The organism is Pseudonocardia sp. 2-7, assembly GCF_056341085.1.
Map to the genome: position 1 here is coordinate 2,521,518 of NZ_CP094507.1, position 16,704 is coordinate 2,538,221.

12 protein-coding genes are annotated in these 16,704 nt (G+C 74.5%); 5 read left to right on the forward strand and 7 right to left on the reverse strand.

Features of this window, described 5'->3' with window-relative positions:
* Nucleotides 1–18 precede the first annotated feature (18 nt).
* From MTO91_RS12340 to MTO91_RS12350, 3 genes are read left to right on the forward strand one after another with little or no spacing between them, the layout of a single operon-like run.
* Entirely contained in the window at nucleotides 19–1,377 is a 1,359-nt protein-coding gene (locus MTO91_RS12340) for a salicylate synthase (RefSeq protein ID WP_476654562.1), read from the forward strand.
* Nucleotides 1,374–3,014, forward strand: a complete 1,641-nt coding sequence (locus tag MTO91_RS12345) for a (2,3-dihydroxybenzoyl)adenylate synthase (RefSeq protein ID WP_476654563.1) — start codon at nucleotides 1,374–1,376, stop codon at nucleotides 3,012–3,014. The genes MTO91_RS12340 and MTO91_RS12345 overlap by 4 nt, the downstream gene beginning before the upstream one ends.
* Nucleotides 3,011–3,823 carry an alpha/beta fold hydrolase gene (locus tag MTO91_RS12350; RefSeq protein WP_476654564.1) on the forward strand — a complete coding sequence of 271 codons (813 nt, stop codon included), beginning with the start codon at nucleotides 3,011–3,013 and terminating at the stop codon, nucleotides 3,821–3,823. The genes MTO91_RS12345 and MTO91_RS12350 overlap by 4 nt, the downstream gene beginning before the upstream one ends.
* Here the strand turns inward: MTO91_RS12350 and MTO91_RS12355 are convergent.
* Complete coding sequence (locus MTO91_RS12355) at nucleotides 3,810–4,832, reverse strand: ABC transporter substrate-binding protein (RefSeq protein ID WP_476654565.1); 1,023 nt, start codon at nucleotides 4,830–4,832, stop codon at nucleotides 3,810–3,812. The genes MTO91_RS12350 and MTO91_RS12355 overlap by 14 nt on opposite strands.
* Nucleotides 4,833–5,058: 226 nt before the next feature.
* Between MTO91_RS12355 and MTO91_RS12360 the strand changes: the two genes are divergently transcribed.
* The gene (locus tag MTO91_RS12360; protein ID WP_476654566.1) at nucleotides 5,059–6,573 is read left to right on the forward strand and encodes a class I adenylate-forming enzyme family protein; all 1,515 of its coding nucleotides are present in this window, start codon (nucleotides 5,059–5,061) and stop codon (nucleotides 6,571–6,573) included.
* A gap of 24 nt (nucleotides 6,574–6,597) precedes the next feature.
* On the opposite strand, the gene MTO91_RS12365 is transcribed toward MTO91_RS12360, so the two are convergent.
* The 5 genes from MTO91_RS12365 to MTO91_RS12385 are packed head-to-tail and all read right to left on the reverse strand — an operon-like array spanning nucleotide 6,598 to nucleotide 13,554.
* Nucleotides 6,598–8,358 (reverse strand): acyclic terpene utilization AtuA family protein, encoded by a 1,761-nt coding sequence (locus MTO91_RS12365; protein WP_476654567.1) that lies wholly within the window; start codon nucleotides 8,356–8,358, stop codon nucleotides 6,598–6,600.
* Nucleotides 8,355–9,182 (reverse strand): TIGR03084 family metal-binding protein, encoded by an 828-nt coding sequence (locus tag MTO91_RS12370; RefSeq protein WP_476654568.1) that lies wholly within the window; start codon nucleotides 9,180–9,182, stop codon nucleotides 8,355–8,357. Before MTO91_RS12370 ends, MTO91_RS12365 begins: the two co-directional genes overlap by 4 nt.
* A gap of 11 nt (nucleotides 9,183–9,193) precedes the next feature.
* The gene (locus MTO91_RS12375; protein WP_251787094.1) at nucleotides 9,194–9,955 is read right to left on the reverse strand and encodes an enoyl-CoA hydratase/isomerase family protein; all 762 of its coding nucleotides are present in this window, start codon (nucleotides 9,953–9,955) and stop codon (nucleotides 9,194–9,196) included.
* A 1-nt stretch (nucleotide 9,956) separates the two neighbouring features.
* Nucleotides 9,957–11,945: an acetyl/propionyl/methylcrotonyl-CoA carboxylase subunit alpha gene (locus tag MTO91_RS12380; protein ID WP_476654569.1), complete on the reverse strand. Its 1,989-nt coding sequence runs from the start codon at nucleotides 11,943–11,945 to the stop codon at nucleotides 9,957–9,959.
* 7 nt (nucleotides 11,946–11,952) lie between these two features.
* The gene (locus MTO91_RS12385; protein WP_476654570.1) at nucleotides 11,953–13,554 is read right to left on the reverse strand and encodes an acyl-CoA carboxylase subunit beta; all 1,602 of its coding nucleotides are present in this window, start codon (nucleotides 13,552–13,554) and stop codon (nucleotides 11,953–11,955) included.
* A 304-nt stretch (nucleotides 13,555–13,858) separates the two neighbouring features.
* On the opposite strand from MTO91_RS12385, the gene MTO91_RS12390 reads away from it, so the two are divergent.
* On the forward strand, nucleotides 13,859–15,577 hold the full coding sequence (locus MTO91_RS12390) for an AMP-binding protein (protein ID WP_476654571.1): 1,719 nt from the start codon (nucleotides 13,859–13,861) through the stop codon (nucleotides 15,575–15,577).
* 77 nt (nucleotides 15,578–15,654) lie between these two features.
* Here the strand turns inward: MTO91_RS12390 and MTO91_RS12395 are convergent, their stop codons facing one another.
* Nucleotides 15,655–16,578, reverse strand: coding sequence for a DUF5996 family protein (locus MTO91_RS12395; protein WP_476654572.1), 924 nt, complete (start codon nucleotides 16,576–16,578; stop codon nucleotides 15,655–15,657).
* Nucleotides 16,579–16,704: the final 126 nt, after the last annotated feature.

Sequence of the window (16,704 nt, forward strand, 5' to 3'; positions counted from 1 at the left end):
TCCGAAGGAGATCCGACCATGTCCACGACCACCGAGGCGGCCGGCCCGCCGCGCACCGACCCGGCCCCCACCGAGCGGACCCGGTCCGCCGCCGACCGGATCGCCGGCGCCACCGCGATCGCCCGCGCGGTACCCGACGGGGACCCCTACGTGCTCTACGAGCGCGGCGACGACGTCTTCCTGGCCGCGGGCACCGCCGCCGAGCTCGTGCTGGACCCGGACGGCCTCACGGTCTCCTCGCCGGCGGGCACCCGGCACGAACCGCTCGGCACGGACCCGCTCGCCCAGGTCGCCGCCGCCCTCGCCGCGGTCGGCGGCACCGGGTGGCAGGCCTTCGGCTGGGCGTCGTTCGAGCTGGCCCACCTCCTGCACGGCGGGGAGCTGCCCGCGGGCACGGGCACCCTGCTGCACCTGCTGCTTCCGCGCCACCGCGCGCACCTGCACCCCGGTGGCGCGGACGTCGACACCGCCGACGACGCCGTCGCACGGTCCTGGCGCGACGCGATCCTCGGTGCCGGGCCCGGTGCGCCGCGCGGCGGTCCGCCGGTGACCGTCGACGAGTCCGCCCGCGCCGAGGCCTATCGCGGCTCCGTCGCCGCGGCCGTCGCCGAGATCGCCGAGGACCGGTTCCGCAAGGTCATCCTGTCCCGCACCGTCCCGGTCACCGAGCCGGTCGACCTGCCGGCCACCTACCGGCACGGCCGGGCGCACAACACCCCGGCCCGCTCGTTCCTGCTGCGGCTCGGCGGGCTGGAGGCGGCCGGGTTCAGCCCGGAGACCGTCGTCGAGGTCGCCGCCGACGGCACCTTCTCGACCCAGCCGCTGGCCGGCACCCGGGCCCGCTCCGGGGAGCCGGGACGCGACGCCGAGCTGTCCGACGAGCTGCGGCGCGATCCCAAGGAGATCTACGAGCACGCCGTCTCGGTCCAGGTCGCCCAGGACGAGGTGTCGCAGGTGAGCGACCCGGACGCCGTCGTCGTGGAGGAGTTCATGCGGGTGGTCGAGCGCGGCAGCGTCCAGCACCTCGCGTCCCGCGTCCGCGGCAGGCTGCGGCCCGGCGCCACCGCCTGGGACGCGCTGGGACGGCTGTTCCCCGCGGTCACCGCCTCCGGGCTGCCGAAGGCCCCGGCGTGCGCGGCGATCAGCCGTCACGAGGGCGCGCGCGGGCTCTACAGCGGCGCGGTGCTGACCGTCGACCACACCGGGGCGCTCGACGCCGCGCTCGTGCTGCGCGCCATCTACCGCGCGCAGGGCCGGACCTGGCTGCGGGCCGGGGCCGGCATCGTCGGTGCGTCCACACCGGAACGGGAGCTGGAGGAGACCCGGGAGAAGCTGCGCAGCGTCAGCCGGTTCCTGGTCGGGGAGGAGACGCCGTGACCGTGCTGATCGACGGGGCGCTCGCCTGGCCCGCCGGGGCCGTGGAACGCTACCGACGCGAAGGCTACTGGGGCGAGGACACCCTCGGTGACCTGCTGGGGGAGTGGGCCGGCCGCTACGGCGACGCCGTCGCCGTCGTCGCGGGGCCCAGCCGGCGGACCTACGCCGAGCTGGACCGGGCCGCCGACGCCCGCGCCCGCTCGCTGCGGGCGCTCGGTATCGCCGAGGGCGACCGCGTCGTGGTGCACCTGCCCAACGTCGCCGAGTTCCCGGTGACCCTGTTCGGGCTGCTGCGGGCCGGTGCGGTGCCGGTGCTGACCCTGCCCGCGCACCGGCAGGCCGAGATCGAGCACCTCGCCGCGCTGTCCGGGGCCGTCGCCTACGTCGGACCCGACGTGGCCGAGGGCTTCGACCACCGCGAGCTCGCGCTGCAGGTGGCGACGGCGGTGCCCACGCTGCGGCACCTGCTCGTCGACGGCGACCCCGTCGCGGGGACGACCGCGCTCGCGGACCTGCCGGCCGGCACCGCCGACCCGCTGCCGCGGCCCGACCCCGGACAGGTCGCGGTCCTGCTCGTCTCCGGGGGCACCACCGGCAAGCCGAAGCTCATCCCGCGCACGCACCGCGACTACGCCTACAACGCCCGGGCCAGCGCCGAGGTCTGTGCACTGACCGCCGACGACGTCTACCTCGCCTGCCTGCCGCTGGCGCACAACTTCCCGCTGGCCTGCCCGGGGCTGCTGGGAGCGCTCGGGGTGGGGGCCACGGTCGTGCTCGCGCCGGCCCCGAGCCCCGAGGTCACCCTCGGGCTGGTCGCGGCCGAGGGCGTCACGGTCACCGCGATGGTGCCGCCGCTGCTGCGGCTCTGGGCCGACCTCGCCGGCGACGGCCGCGGGTCCTGGGACCTGTCGACGCTGCGCCTGGTCCAGGTCGGCGGAGCCAAGTGCGATGCGACGCTCGCCCGCCGCGTCCGCCCCGAGCTCGGCGCCACCGTGCAACAGGTCTTCGGGATGGCCGAGGGACTGCTGAACTACACCCGGCTCGACGACCCCGACGACCTCGTCGCGGTCAGCCAGGGGCGCCCGCTCAGCCCGGCCGACGAGGTCCGGGTCGTCGACCGCGAGGGCGCCGACGTCGCGGAGGGGACGGCGGGCGAGCTGTGGACCCGCGGGCCGTACACGCTGCGCGGCTACTACCGGGCCCGGGAGCACGACGCCACGTCGTTCACCCCGGACGGGTACTACCGCACCGGTGACCTGGTGCGCCGCCTCCCGACCGGGCACCTCGTCGTCGAGGGCCGGATCAAGGACGTCGTGAACCGCGGTGGTGAGAACGTGGCCGCCACCGAGCTGGAGGAGCACCTGCTCGCCCACCCGGACATCGCCGGCGCGGCCGTCGTCGGGATCCCGGACGACGACCTGGGCGAGGCGGTGTGCGCCGTGATCGTCCCGGCGCCCGGCGCGACGCCGCCGAAGCGACGTCACCTGCGTGCCTTCCTCACCGAGCGCGGGCTGGCCCGGTTCATGTCGCCGGACCGGGTGGTCGTCCGCGACGACCTGCCGCTCACCGCCGTCGGCAAGATCGACAAGCGGGCGCTGGGTGTGCTGCTCGCCGCCGAGGGGAAGGTTGCCCGATGACGGTCACCCACCTCAACGGCATCCGGCTGTCCTGGACCGACCACGGCGGTGACGGCCCGCCCGTCGTCCTCGTGATGGGCACCGGCAGCCCGGGCCGGGTCTGGCAGACCCACCAGGTCCCCGCCCTGCGCGACGCGGGCCACCGGGTCCTGACCCTCGACAACCGGGGCATCCCGCCGACCGACGAGTGCGCGCACGGGTTCACCGTCGACGACATGGCCGCCGACGTGCTCGCCCTCGTCGCCCACCTCGATGCGGGCCCGGCCGCGCTCGTCGGCACCTCGCTCGGGTCACGCGTCGTGATCGAGGCGGGACTGGCCCGGCCGGACCTGGTGACCCGGGTCGTGGCGATGGCCGCGCACGCCCGGCTCGGCCCGGTGCAGCGGGCGGTCACCGCCGGTGAGATCGCGCTGGCCGACGCCGGGGTCGAGCTGCCCGAGGACTACCACGCCGCGGTGTCCGCGCTGCAGTACCTGTCGCCGGCGACCCTGCGCGCCGACCGGGAGGCGCAGGACTGGCTGGACATCCTGGCGTTCGCCGGGGCCGGTGTGTCGAAGGGGCACCGGGCCCAGCTGCAGGTGTCGATGGCGCTGCGCGACCGCACCGAGGCCTACCGTGCGCTCGCCGTGCCGCTGCTGGTGCTCGCCTTCGCCGACGACGCCGCCATCCCGCCGCACCTGAGCCGCGAGGTCGCCGACGCCGTACCCGGCGCCCGCTACGTCGAGATCGCCGACGCCGGGCACTACGGCTACCTCGAACGGCCGGACGAGGTGAACCGGGCGACGGTCGAGTTCCTCAGCGGCGGGTAGCGGGCGCGGCCGCCACCCGGTCCAGCGCGGGGCGGAGCCGGTCGAGCAGCCAGCCGGTGGACACCACGTTCGGTGCCTGCAGGGCGATCGCCTCGTCGAGGCCGATCGGGACGTACGTCGTGCGCGACAGCGCCCGCGCGACCACCGGGTCGCCCTCGAAGCGCCGTCGGTCGGCCGCGGTCGGGAAGCTCATGACGACCAGATCGGCCTCGGCCAGGCGCCCCGCCTCCTCGTAGGACAGCGCGACCGTGCCGGGGGCGACCCCGTCACCGGCGGGCGGGTCGGTGGCGAAGGTCGGCGGCAGACGCAGCCCGAGCGCGCGGGTCAGCGCCGTCGACTGGTTCGCCGGGTCGACGATGACCGGGATGACGTCCCCCCGCGCCTGCCCGACCAGCACCGACCGACCGGCGAGACGTGGCAGCTCCGCCCGCAGCGCGGCGACGGCGCGGTCGGCCCGGGCGATGAGCTCCTCGGCCCGGTCCGGGACGCCGAGGGCCGCCCCGATCCGCCGGGCGTCGTCCTGCATCGTGGCGCCGAACAGCGTGCCGCGGTGGACGACGGTCGGGGCGATCGCGCTCAGGCGCTCGTAGGCGTCGCGGTCGGTCACGAGGTAGGACGACACGGCCAGGACGACGTCCGGGCGGTACGCCGCGATCCGCTCCAGCGGCAGCGGCTCCAGCTCGTCGATCGTCAGCACCCCGTCCGGGAACGGCGCGAGGTAGGGCGCCTGCGGCTGCGACTCCCCGGCGTTGCGCAGGCCGCCGACGACGTCCGCCCCGAGCTCCCGCGCGAGAGCGACGTCGGCCGCCCCCAGCGCGACGATCCGCTGCGGGCGGGCCGGGATCGTCGTCTCCCCGAAGGCGTGCTCCAGCGTCAGCGGGAACCCGGCGCCGGGTTCCGCCGGACCGGGGCCGGGTGGCGTGCCGGTGCACCCGGCGACGAACAGCAGGGCCGCGGCGACGAGCGCGACGACCGACGAGCGGGCCGGGGAGACCGGTGGGGGACACACACCCCGACAGTCGTCCGCGGGCGGCTCCGGGTTCCGGGGAGCGGCGTCCCCCACACCCGCAGCGGTCCGGCGACCTCGCGCGCAGACGCGCCCGGGGGCGTGCGGCGCGCCGTGACGGACCGCCGGGCAGCCCGTCGGGGCGCGTGACGTGCCGCGTCGTTCCCGGTAGGTTCCGCTAGTGAACAGCTGATCACCTCACGACGGCGTGGGTGCGCGGAGCGCGGTCGTGGCCGAGGAGGACCCGCCGATGAACATCGCCACGCTCCTGCGCCGCAGTGCGGCCGACCACCCGGCGGACGTCGCGCTCCGGCTGGACGACGACGAGGTCGACTACGCCGGGTACGCCGAACGCGGCGCCCGCTTCGCCGCGTACCTCAGGAACACCGGGGTCGAGCCGGGGGAGCGGGTCGGGTTCCTCCTGCCGAACTGCCCCGAGTACCTGGTCGGGCTGCTCGGTACGTGGCAGGCCGGTGCGGTCGGCGTGCCGCTCAACCGGATGTTCCCCGACGCGGCGCTCCGCCACGTCGTGCGCGACTCGGGGCTGCGGGTGCTCGTGCTGCCCGCCGCGGACCGGGACCGGGCCGCCGCGCTGCTGGGCGACGAGTGCCCGGAGCTGCTGACGACCGACGGGTTCGCCGCGGCCCTGGCGGCCCACGAGCCCGCGACCGACGTGCTGCCCCGGCTCGACGGCGAGGACGCCTGCATCATGTACACCTCGGGCTCGACCGGGGTGCCGAAGGGCGTGCGGCAGACCCACCGCAACCTCGTCGCCGAGGCGGAGGGCGCCATCGGCCGCTACCGGCTCACCGCCGCCGACCACGTGCTGAACTGCATGCCGCTGTTCCACGTCGGCGGCCTGCAGCTGGCGAGCCTGCCGTTGCTGCTGCTCGGCGGGCAGATCACGTTCATACCGCGCTGGGACGTCGTGCGGTGGCTGGAGCTGGCCCAGGAGCTGCGGCCGACCTTCGGTGGCCTGATCTCCACGATGATGATCGACGTCGGCAACCGGACGGTGGGGTCGCCGGTGGTGCTCGACTCCTTCCGGATCTGCATGTTCGGCGGTTCCCGCACCCCCACGGCCGCGATCGAGCGGCTCGAGGCGGGGACCGGGATCGCGGGCGTGGAGATCTACGGCCAGACCGAGCAGAACGGCCTGGTGGTCACCTACGGCCCGGACGACGTGCGGCGTCCGGACTCGATGGGCACCCCGCTGGAGCAGATCGTGCGCACGCGGCTCGTACCCGTCGACGGCGGCCCGGACCTGCGCCCGGGGGACGAGGGCGTCGGCGAGCTCTGGGTCCAGGGGGACGCGGTCACCCCGGGGTACTGGAACATCGACGTCCCGGAGAAGTGGTCGGCGGACGGCTGGTTCCGCACCGGTGACCTGATGTCGCAGGACGCGGACGGCTACCTGTACTACGTCGACCGGATCGACGACATGATCGTCTCGGGTGGGGAGAACGTGTTCCCGCAGATGGTGGAGGAGCACCTCGCCGACCACCCCGACCTGGCCGAGGTCGCGGTGATCGGCACCGCCCACGAGCGCTGGGTCGAGCAGGTGACTGCGGTGGTCGTCCCCAACAAGCCGGGTGTCACCGTGGAGCGGATCGCCGCCTGGTGCGCCGCCGACCCGGACCTGCGGGAGATGCACGGACCCAAGCGGATCGAGATCGTCGACGCGCTGCCCCGCACGGGCAGCGGCAAGCTGAACCGGCCCGAGCTGCGCGCGATGTTCCCCTGACCCGGCGCGGGGCCGCCGCCCCGGTCAGCCGGGCAGCAGGGCGACGGGGATGTCGACGAGGCGGCTGCGCAGGTACTCGCCCAGCCCCTTGGCCTGCGGGTCGGGGCGGGTGGCGGAGGCGACGCCCGCCCCCAGGATCCCGACCACGACGATGTTCAGCGCGCGCAGGTTCGGCAGGTCGAAGCGGCGGATCTCCAGCCCGGCGGCCTCCGGCAGCAGCTCGCGGACGCGCTCGACGGTGAGGTGGCCGCGCAGCCACGCGTACTCGTCGTCGGTGCGGGTCCAGAGCCCGATGTTCGCGTTGCCGCCCTTGTCCCCGGAGCGGGCCGCCGCGATCTCGCCCAGTGGCAGCCGCCGGGTGGGCCCCGCCACGGGTGCCGGCACGACCGGCTCGGCCGGGACGGGGATCCCGGCGGTGGCCGGGCTGTGCGGCACCGGTGTCGTGGTGCCGTCGGGCAGCGTGACCAGGTGCTCCACCTCGGAGGCGGGCACCAGGGTGGGCCAGTACACGCCGAAGGCGCTCTCGGCCGAGGGCGGGGTGGTGGTGTGGAAGCCGGGGTAGCCGCCGAGGGCGAGCTCCATGGTCGTGTCGGAGAAGGCACGGCCGACCTTGCGCCGGTCGGGGTCCTTGACGGTGACCCGCAGGTGGGCGGTCGCCTGCGGGTTCGTGGGCGCGTCGGGGTGGTCGAAGCGCAGCAGCTGGATGTCGAGCTCACCGAACCGGTCCGCGCCGCCGAGCAGCTCGGTGAGCTGCTCCGAGGCCCAGGCCGCCTTCTCCTCGATCCTCGTGCCGGTGAGCACCAGGGTCATGGTGTTGCGGTAGCCGCCCTCGTAGTTCAGCGCGACCTTGAGCCGGTCGGTCGGCGCGCTGCCGCGGGTACCGGAGATGCGCACCCGGTGCTCGCCGTCCGGCGTCAGCCGCAGCGAGTCGAAGTGCGCCACGGCGTCCGGTCCGGGATAGGCGGGCTCGGCGATCTCGTAGAGCAGCTGTGCGGTGACCGTGCCCGGCGAGACGAGCCCGCCGGTGCCGGGGTGCTTGGTGATCACGCTGGAGCCGTCGTCGGCGACCTCGGCGATCGGGAAGCCGGGGTAGCGGCGGTCGGTGATCTCCTCGAAGAAGGAGTAGTTCCCGCCGGTGGCCTGCGGGCCGCACTCGATGACGTGCCCGGCGGCCATGGCGCCGGCGATCGCGTCGAAGTCGGTGCGCCCCCAGCCGTGCCACCACGCGGCGGGGCCGACGACGACGGAGGCGTCGGTGACCCGCCCGGTGACGACGACGTCCGCATCGGCGCGCAGGGCCTCGGTGATGCCCCATGCGCCCAGGTAGGCGTTGGCGGACACCGGGGTCACCCCCGCGTCGGCGAGCGTGACGCCGGTGTCGAGGTGGGCCAGGGTGTGCCCGTCGGCCTGGATGTCGTCGAGCCGGTCGACCAGGTCGTCGCCGTGCACGTAGGCGATCCGCGGGGCGAGGCCGAGCCGCTGCGCCAGAGCGGTGAGGTCGGACGCCAGCCCGGCGGGGTTGAGCCCGCCCGCGTTCGACACGATCCTGATGCCGCGGTCCAGGCAGGTGCCCAGCACGTGCTCGACCTGCGTGAGGAACGTCGTCGCGTAGCCGCCGGCCGGGTCCTTCCGCCGCGCCTTGTAGAGGATCAGCATGGTCAGCTCGGCGAGGTAGTCGCCGGTCAGGACGTCGATCGGCCCGCCCTCGACCATCTCCCGCGCGGCGGTGATGCGGTCGCCGTAGAAGCCGGAGCAGTTGCCGATGCGCACCGGTGCGCGGGTCATGCGGGCCCTCCTGCGGGGGGACGGGTCGGGGCGGGGAACGCCGCGGCGACGGCGCCGGGGGCGCGGCCGGGGCCGGGCGGGTTGGCGAAGGCCTGGGCGATCGAGACCCAGTCGGCGGCGACCGGCCCGGTCGTGGCCACGTCGGTGTCGTCGGGATGCCTGCGCTGGGTCGCGACCAGGCAGAAACCCAGGGCGGAGCCGGTGACCCGGTCCGCGGCGTCCTCCGGGCCCCAGGTCCACAGCGCGCCGGAGGGGGCGACCAGCTCCACCCGCACGGGCGCCTGCGGGACCTCCCGGCCGTTGTTGCGGAAGGTGAAACCGAAGGTCTGCACCCCCAGGTGGGCGACGTGGCGCAGCCGGTCCGTCGGCTCCCGGAGCACCCCGAGCGCGTCGGCGACGTCCTGGCCGTGCGCCCAGGTCTCCATCAGCCGGGCGGTGACCGAGGACAGGGCGCTCATGTCCGGCCCGTACCAGGGCAGCCGGGTCTTCGGCCCGATGCTGCGGAAGGTGCTGACGAGTGCGTCGCGGGCCCCGGCGAACCAGGCCCGGACCTCCTCGGCCCCCAGACCGGCGTGGTCCGCGGCGATCCGGTCGGGGAAGCCGGGCCCCAGCTCCTGCAGCCCGTCCGCCTGCGTGCGGAAGGTCGCCGGGTCCGTCGCGGCGAGGGTGGCCGCCTCGTCGAACCAGGCGAGGTGGGTGAGCTGGTCGCGGACGGTCCAGCCCTCGGCCGGGGTGGGGCCGCCGATGGCGGCGTCGTCGAGGTCGGCGATCATCGCGCGGACGACCGCGCCCTCGGCCTCCAGGTCGTCGAGGACCGTCTCCATGGACACCATGGTCAGACCCCCTGCCAGACGGGGGCACGCTTCTCCCGAAACGAGAGCGGGCCCTCCTGGGCGTCCTGCGACAGGTAGACCGGCTCCCAGATCTCCTCCGCACGCTCGTAGGCCTCGGCGCGGGTGTGGCTCGCCGACAGGTACGCGGTCCGCTTGGCCGCGAGCACCGACAGCGGGGCGTTGGCGGCGATCCGCTCGGCGAGCCGCTGGGTGTGCCCGCGCAGCTCGGCGGCGGGCACCACGTCGTTGACCAGCCCGTGGCCCTGCGCCTCCGCCGCGCCGATCGGGTCGCCGGTGAGCAGGATCTTCATCGCCACCCGCGGCGGGACCAGCCAGGACAGCGGCGCGGCCCACGGGGAACCGCGGCCGATCCTGACCTCCGACACCGCGAAGCGGGCGTGCTCGGCGGCCACCACCAGGTCGCACTGCTGGGCCAGGAGGAACCCGCCGCCGTAGGCGATCCCGTTGACCGCGGCGATCGTCGGCTTGGGGACGTCGATGTTGCGGCCGAGCTGGGGCAGGAAGTCCGGGGGCGGGACCCGGAGCGCGACGTCGTTCATCTCCTTGAGGTCGCCGCCCGCGCAGAACGCCTTCTCCCCGGAGCCGGTCAGCACCAGGACCTTCGCCGTGTCGTCGGCGTTGAACCGGTGGACGCCGTCGAACAGACCCTCGCGGACGGCCCTGCTGAGGGCGTTGCGGGCCTCGGGGCGGTCGATCGTCAGCCAGGCGACGCCGTCGGTCACCTCGTAGGTCACGTCGCTCATGTCAGGCCTGCGCCTCCTCGATGACGGCGAGGACCTCGCCGGACTCCACGGTGTCCCCGACCTGCACGCCCAGCTCGGCGACGGTGCCGGCGACGGGGGCGCGCACCAGGTGCTCCATCTTCATGGCCTCGAACACCACGACGACCGCACCCCGCTCGACCTGCTGCCCGACCCCGGTCGCGACCCGGACGACGGTGCCGGGCATGGGGGCGAGCAGCGAGCCGGGGGCGGCGTCGGTGCCGGGCTCGGGCAGCCGGGCCCGCTCGGTCAGCGTGGTGGCGCCGAGCGCGCTGTCGACGTGGACGGTGTCGCCGACGCGGTGCACCCGCACGGCGCGCCGCACACCGCCGACCTGCAGGTCGACCCGGTCCGCGGTGGCGGCGAGCACGGCCGCGCCCGGGAGCGCGGTCCCGTTCACGCCGGCCTCGAGCGTGCCGCGGCCGAGCCGGTAGGTCACGTCGAGGTCGGTGTCGCCGGCCCGGTACTCCGCGTGCTGGGCGGCGCTGCGGACGTTCCGCCAGCCCGACGGCACCGGCTGCTGGACCGCGGCGCCCGCCCGGCGGCCCGCCTGGTCGGCCAGGGCGGCGGCGAGGGCGTGCACGGCGAGGGTGGACTCCGCCGGAGGGCCGACGAGTGCGGTGGGCTCGTGGCGGGTGAGGTAGCCGGTGTCGGTCCGCCCGGCCAGGAACTCCGGCTCGCGCAGTACGGCGACGAGCAGGTCCCGGTTGGTGACCGGGCCGTGGATCTCGGCCTCGGACAGCGCCCGGGCGAGCTTCCGGGCGGCCTCGGTGCGGGTGCGGCCGTGCGCGATCACCTTCGCCAGCATCGGGTCGTAGTGCGTCCCGACCACCGAACCGTCCCGCACACCGGTGTCGACGCGCACACCGGGCAGGGCGGGCACCGAGAACCGGTGGAGGGTCCCCGAGCCGGGCAGGTAGTCCCGGCCCGGGTCCTCGGCGTAGAGCCGGGCCTCGATCGCGTGGCCGGTGATCGTGGCCCCGGTGACCTCCGCGGGCAGCGGCTCGCCCTCGGCGACCGCGATCTGCAGTGCCACCAGGTCGAGGCCGGTGATCTCCTCGGTGACCGGGTGCTCGACCTGCAGACGGGTGTTGACCTCGAGGAAGAAGAACTCGCCGTCCTGCGCCATGACGAACTCGACGGTCCCGGCGCCGGTGTAGCCGATCGCTGCGCCCGCGGCGACGGCCGCGTCCCCGAGACGGGTGCGCAGCGCGTCGTCGACGGCGGGGGAGGGGGCCTCCTCCACGATCTTCTGGTAGCGGCGCTGGATCGAGCACTCCCGCTCGAACAGGTGCACCACGGTGCCGTGGGTGTCGCCGAAGATCTGCACCTCGACGTGGCGCGGGTCCTCGACGAACCGTTCGAGGAACACGGTGCCGTCGCCGAAGGCCGACGCGGCCTCGCGCCGGGCCCCGGTCACGGCGTCGACCACCTCGGACGCGGAGCGGACGATGCGCATGCCGCGCCCGCCACCGCCGAAGGCGGCCTTCACCAGCAGCGGGTAGCCGATGCCGTCGGCGAGGGCGGAGACGGCGGCGGCGTCGACCTGTTCGGCGTCGTCGATCGTGGCGCCGGGCAGGACGGGCACGCCCGCCTTCTCCATCAGCTCCTTCGCCGCGATCTTCGAGCCCATGGCCTCGATGGCCTCGACCGGCGGGCCCACGAAGGTGATGCCGGCGGCCGCGCAGGCGCGGGCGAAGTCCGCGTTCTCGGACAGGAAGCCGTAGCCGGGGTGGATCGCGTCGGCGCCGGTGAGCAGCGCGGCCTCGATGATCAGATCGGCGCGCAGGTAGGTCTCCGACGGGGCGGCGCCGGGGAGCCGCACCGCCTCGTCGGCGGCCTCGACGAACAGGGCGTCGGTGTCCGGGTCGGAGTGGACGGCGACGGTGGCGATGTCCAGCGCGCGGGCCGAGCGGACGACCCGCTCGGCGATCTCGCCGCGGTTGGCCACGAGCAGCTTGTGGACGGTCATGCCTCACTCACATCCGGAAGACGCCGTAGCCACGCCGGCCGGCGACGATGTTCGAGTGCGCGGTCGACAGGGCGATGCCGAGCACGGTGCGGGTGTCGCGCGGGTCGATCAGGCCGTCGTCGTAGAGCCGGGCCGTGACGAAGAAGGCGTGCGACTCCTGCTCGATCTGGGCCTCGACGGCGGCGCGGTTGCGCTCGTCGGCCTCGGCGTCGAACTCCCGGCCCGACGACGCGGCGGACTGCCTGGCGACGATCGACATCACGCCGGCGAGCTGGGCGGCGCCCATGACGGCGAGCCGGGAGCCCGGCCAGGCGAACATCAGCCGCGGGTCGTAGGCGCGTCCGGACATGCCGTAGTTCCCGGCGCCGAAGGAGGCGGCCAGGTTCAGCGTGATGTGCGGGACCTTGCTGTTCGCCACCGAATTGATCATCTTGGAGCCGTCCTTGATGATCCCGCCCTGCTCGTAGCTCTTCCCCACCATGTAGCCGGTGGTGTTCTGCAGGAAGATCAGGGGCGTGTCCGTCTGGTTCGCCAGCTGGATGAACTCCGAGGCCTTCTTGGCCTCCTCGCTGAACAGCACGCCGCGGGCGTTGGCGAGGATGCCCACGGGGTAGCCGTGGATCGAGGCCCAGCCGGTGACGACGCTGGTGCCCCACAGCGGCTTGTACTCGCCGAACCGGGAGCCGTCGACGACGCGGGCGACGACCTCGCGCGGGTCGAAGGGCACCTTGATGTCCGACGGCGCGATGCCCAGCAGCTCGTCGGGGTCGTGGACCGGCTCGTCGGCGGGCAGCGTGGGGCCGGGGCCGAGCTTGCGCCAGTTGAGCTCGGAGACGATCCGGCGCCCGATCCGGATGGCGTCGCGCTCGTCGACGGCGAAGTGGTCGCACAGGCCGGAGACCCTGGCGTGCATCGCGGCGCCGCCGAGCTCCTCGTCGTCGGACTCCTCCCCGGTGGCCATCCTCACCAGCGGCGGGCCGCCGAGGAACACCTTGGCCTGCCGGTCGACCATCACGGCGTGGTCGCACATGCCGGGCACGTAGGCGCCGCCCGCGGTGGAGTTGCCGAAGACGAGCGCGATGGTCGGGATCGCCATCGACGACAGCTCGGTCAGGTCGTGGAAGATCCTGCCCGCGGGCACGAACAGCTCGGACTGGGTGGGCAGGTCCGCCCCGCCGGACTCGACGAGGTTGATCGTGGGAAGCCGGTTGACGCGCGCGATCTCCAGGGCGCGCAGTGTTTTCCGCAGCGAGTACGGGTTCATCGCGCCACCGCGGACGGTGGGGTCGTGGGCGATGATCATGCACTCGACGCCGGAGACGACGCCGATCCCGGTCACGATGGAGGCGCCCACGGTGAACGGGGTGCCCCAGGCCGCCAGCGAGGACAGCTCGAGGAACGCGGCGTCGCGGTCGAGGAGCAGCTCGATGCGCTCCCGGACGAGCAGCCGACCGCGGTCGCGGTGGCGCTGCTGGTAGCGCTCGCCGCCCCCGGCGATGGCGGTCCGGACCTGCTCGTCGAGCTCGGCCAGGACCGTCTCCGCGTGCGCGCGGTTGGCGAGGTAGACCTCGTCCGAGGTGTCGAGCGCGGAGCGCAGGACGGTCGTCACGGGTGTCCCCCCTGGTCCGAGCGGGCCGGGCCCGGGCCGTGTTCCCGGGGGTCCCAGTGCCCGGAGCTCTCCCGAACGTCCACATCGACTCCTCTGCGCATCCGGAGGGGCGTCGTCACCCGCAACGAGTGCATCGTCGTTCACTAACCATGCCCGTGGCAAGTCCTGTCGCCACCACCGGCCGGGCCCGGCGCGGGCGCGTCCGGACCCGCGCGGGAGGCCCGGCCGCGGCGTCGCGCCGGTGCCTGCGGAAGTTGTGAACGACGAGTGACTACGGGCTTGTGGTCGGGGAGGTGATGCCGCGATGCTGTCCGCCTCAGGTGAGCTCGGCAAGGAGGCTGGTGTGGACCTGCAGGGACAGCTCGGGACGATCGATGTCACGCGTCTGCGCGGACGACGTGCGGTGAACCGGTGGGAGCGGACCTCGGTCGGGGACGTGTTCGAGCGCCTGACCTGGAGCTACCCCGAGAAGACCGCGATCACCGGCCGGCCCGGTGCCTACGGCGAGGAGCGGTTCGCCTCCGTCACCTACCGCGAGGCCGACGGGATCACCGGCCAGGTCGCCCACGCCCTCGCGGCCCGGGGGCTGGAGCCGGGTGCGCGGGTGCTGCTGTTCTGCGAGAACTCCGTCGAGGCCTACCTGGCCAAGGTCGGTGTCGCGAAGGCGGGCATGGTCGCCGTGCCGGTGAACCCGGCCCTCGCCCCGGACGTGCTCGAGCACCTGATCGGACAGGCCGAGCCGGGCCTGGCGATCGTCGATGCGGAGCTGTGGCCGCGGGCCGAGCAGGTCTTCACCGCCACCGGGCTGCGTGTCGGTGCCACGATCACGATCGGCGGCGGGCCCGTCGCGGGGAGCCCGAGCTTCGGGGGCCTCCTCGAGGGTCTGCCGACGACCGAGCCCGACGTCGAGATCCACGCGGACGACATCTGGGAGATCCTCTACACCTCGGGCACCACGGCGATGCCCAAGGGCGTGATGATCTCGCACGGGTCGACCCACCTCGCCGCGCTGAACTTCACGGTCTCGCTCACCCGCGGCCTGCGGGTGGAGACCGACCTCAGGGTCGCCACCGCGCTCCCGGTGATCTACCACGTCGGCGACCAGATCTTCACCTTCTCGGCGTTCCTGGCCGGTGGCTCCCTGGTGCTGGGCCGGCGCCCGCTGCCCGACCAGCTCGTGGCCACGATCGCCGACGAGCGCCCGACCGCGTTGTGGGCGGGCTCCCCGCAGTTCGTCGCCGCGATCGACGCCGTGGCGGAGCGGACCGGCGCGGACCTGTCCAGCCTGACCGTGCTGGTGTACGGCTGGGGTGCCCTCGAACCGGCCGTGTACGCGCGGCTGCAGGACCGGGCCCCCGGCCTCGTGGTGCTGGGCATCTTCGGGCAGACCGAGGCGATCGCCTGCCACCGGTTCTGGCCCGCCACGTGGAGCGAGGTCTACGCGCGGACGGCTCCGTCGGTGAACTACGTCGGCGTCCCGAGCCCGCTCCTCGCCTCCGACGTCGTCGACGAGACCGGGGTGTCGGTCCGGGACACCCCGCACGTCCCGGGCGAGGCGGTGTACCGCAGTCCCGTCGTCACCGCGGGCTACTACCTGAACGAGGAGGCCACACGGGAGGCGTTCCGCGGCGGCTGGTTCCACTCCGGGGACAGCGCAGCCGTCGACGAGGACGGTTTGCGGATCATGGTGGACCGCTTCAAGGACATCGTGAAGTCCGGTGGGGAGAACGTCTCCAGCCTGCGGGTGGAGTCCGTCCTGCACGGGCACCCGGCCGTGGAGAAGGCGGCGGTGATCGGGCTGCCGCACCCCCACTGGGGCGAGGCCGTGACAGCGGTCGTCGTGCTGCGGGAGGGCGCGGAGGCCGACGTGGAGTCGATCATCGCGCACTGCCGGGCGACGCTGGGCGGGTACGAGACGCCGAAGGCGGTCGTGTTCGTGGACGGCCTGCCCGAGACCGTGGGCGGCAAGGTCCTGAAGTACCGGCTCCGCGCGCGCCACGGCGCCCTGTTCGAGCAGGTCTGAGCGCGGGCGGGGCGCCCGCCGGCGCGGCCGACCCGCGGCCGCGCCGGGTGGGCCGCGGGACGACCGCACTCCGCCGGTCACGCCCAGCGGAGCGGGTCGTCCTCCAGCGCGGAGCGGTCCCAGCGCCCGAGGTCCGCGGCGGCCTTGTAGGTCGTGCGGAGGAACTCGGCGACCGCGCGGTCCGGGTCCGGTGCGGCGCGGGCGACCTCGTAGGGCAGCAGGAACTGCTGGAAGTCCGCGCTGTAGAAGGCACCGTCGGGGCCGACCGGGGCCTCGGCGAAGCCGTCGGGCGCGGGGTAGGCGTAGGAGTAGAAGGCGCCCTCCTCGCCGCCACCGGGCCAGAACCCGCAGCTGGACAGCTCCCGCGAGTAGCCCTCGACCATGACCCAGTCGCCGCAGTTGGGCACCCCGCCCGGGTGCGGCGGCGCCGTCCGCCCGGAGAAACGGGTGCAGGCCAGGTCCATGCCGCCCCAGAAGAAGTGCACCGGGCTGACCTTGCCGACGAAGTGCGACCGGAACTCACCGATCACCCGGTTCGCCTGCAGTAGCTGCCGCCAGAACAGGGTGGCCGCCTCGGCGTCGTAGGAGGCGTGGGTGTGGTCCTCGGCGAAGGGGATCGCCGGGTCGACCTCGTTGGGGTGCGGCCGGATCGGCGCGGAGACGCCGAGCCTGCCGAGCACGTCCAGGACCGTGCCGTAGAACTCGGCGACCGGCATCGGCGCCAGCCCGAAGCCGAGCGCGCCGCCGTCGCTGCTGCGGACCTCGAGCCGGTGGCCCAGCAGGTCCAGCTCGATCTCGAAGGCCCCGGTGCCGAACGGGACCGCCGACGTCGTCAGCCCGCGCGGGCCCACGTACAGCGTCACCTGCCACCAGTGGTTCAGCAGCGGGGCGTGGGCCATGCGGATCTTGCCCACGATCTGGGTCCACATGTGCAGGGTCTCGCGGGTGGCGGTCCAGTCCGCCACGCGCAGGCTCGGCCAGCTCGTCGTCGTGCTGCTCATCGGGTCTCCTCGTGGGTCGGCCGTCGCCCGCGTCAGCGGTGGGCGGGGTCGGTGTGCCCGGGCCGGGTGCCGCCGTCCCCGCCCGTGCGCCGGTCGCCCCGGGCCGGGAGCCCGAGCGCGCCCCGG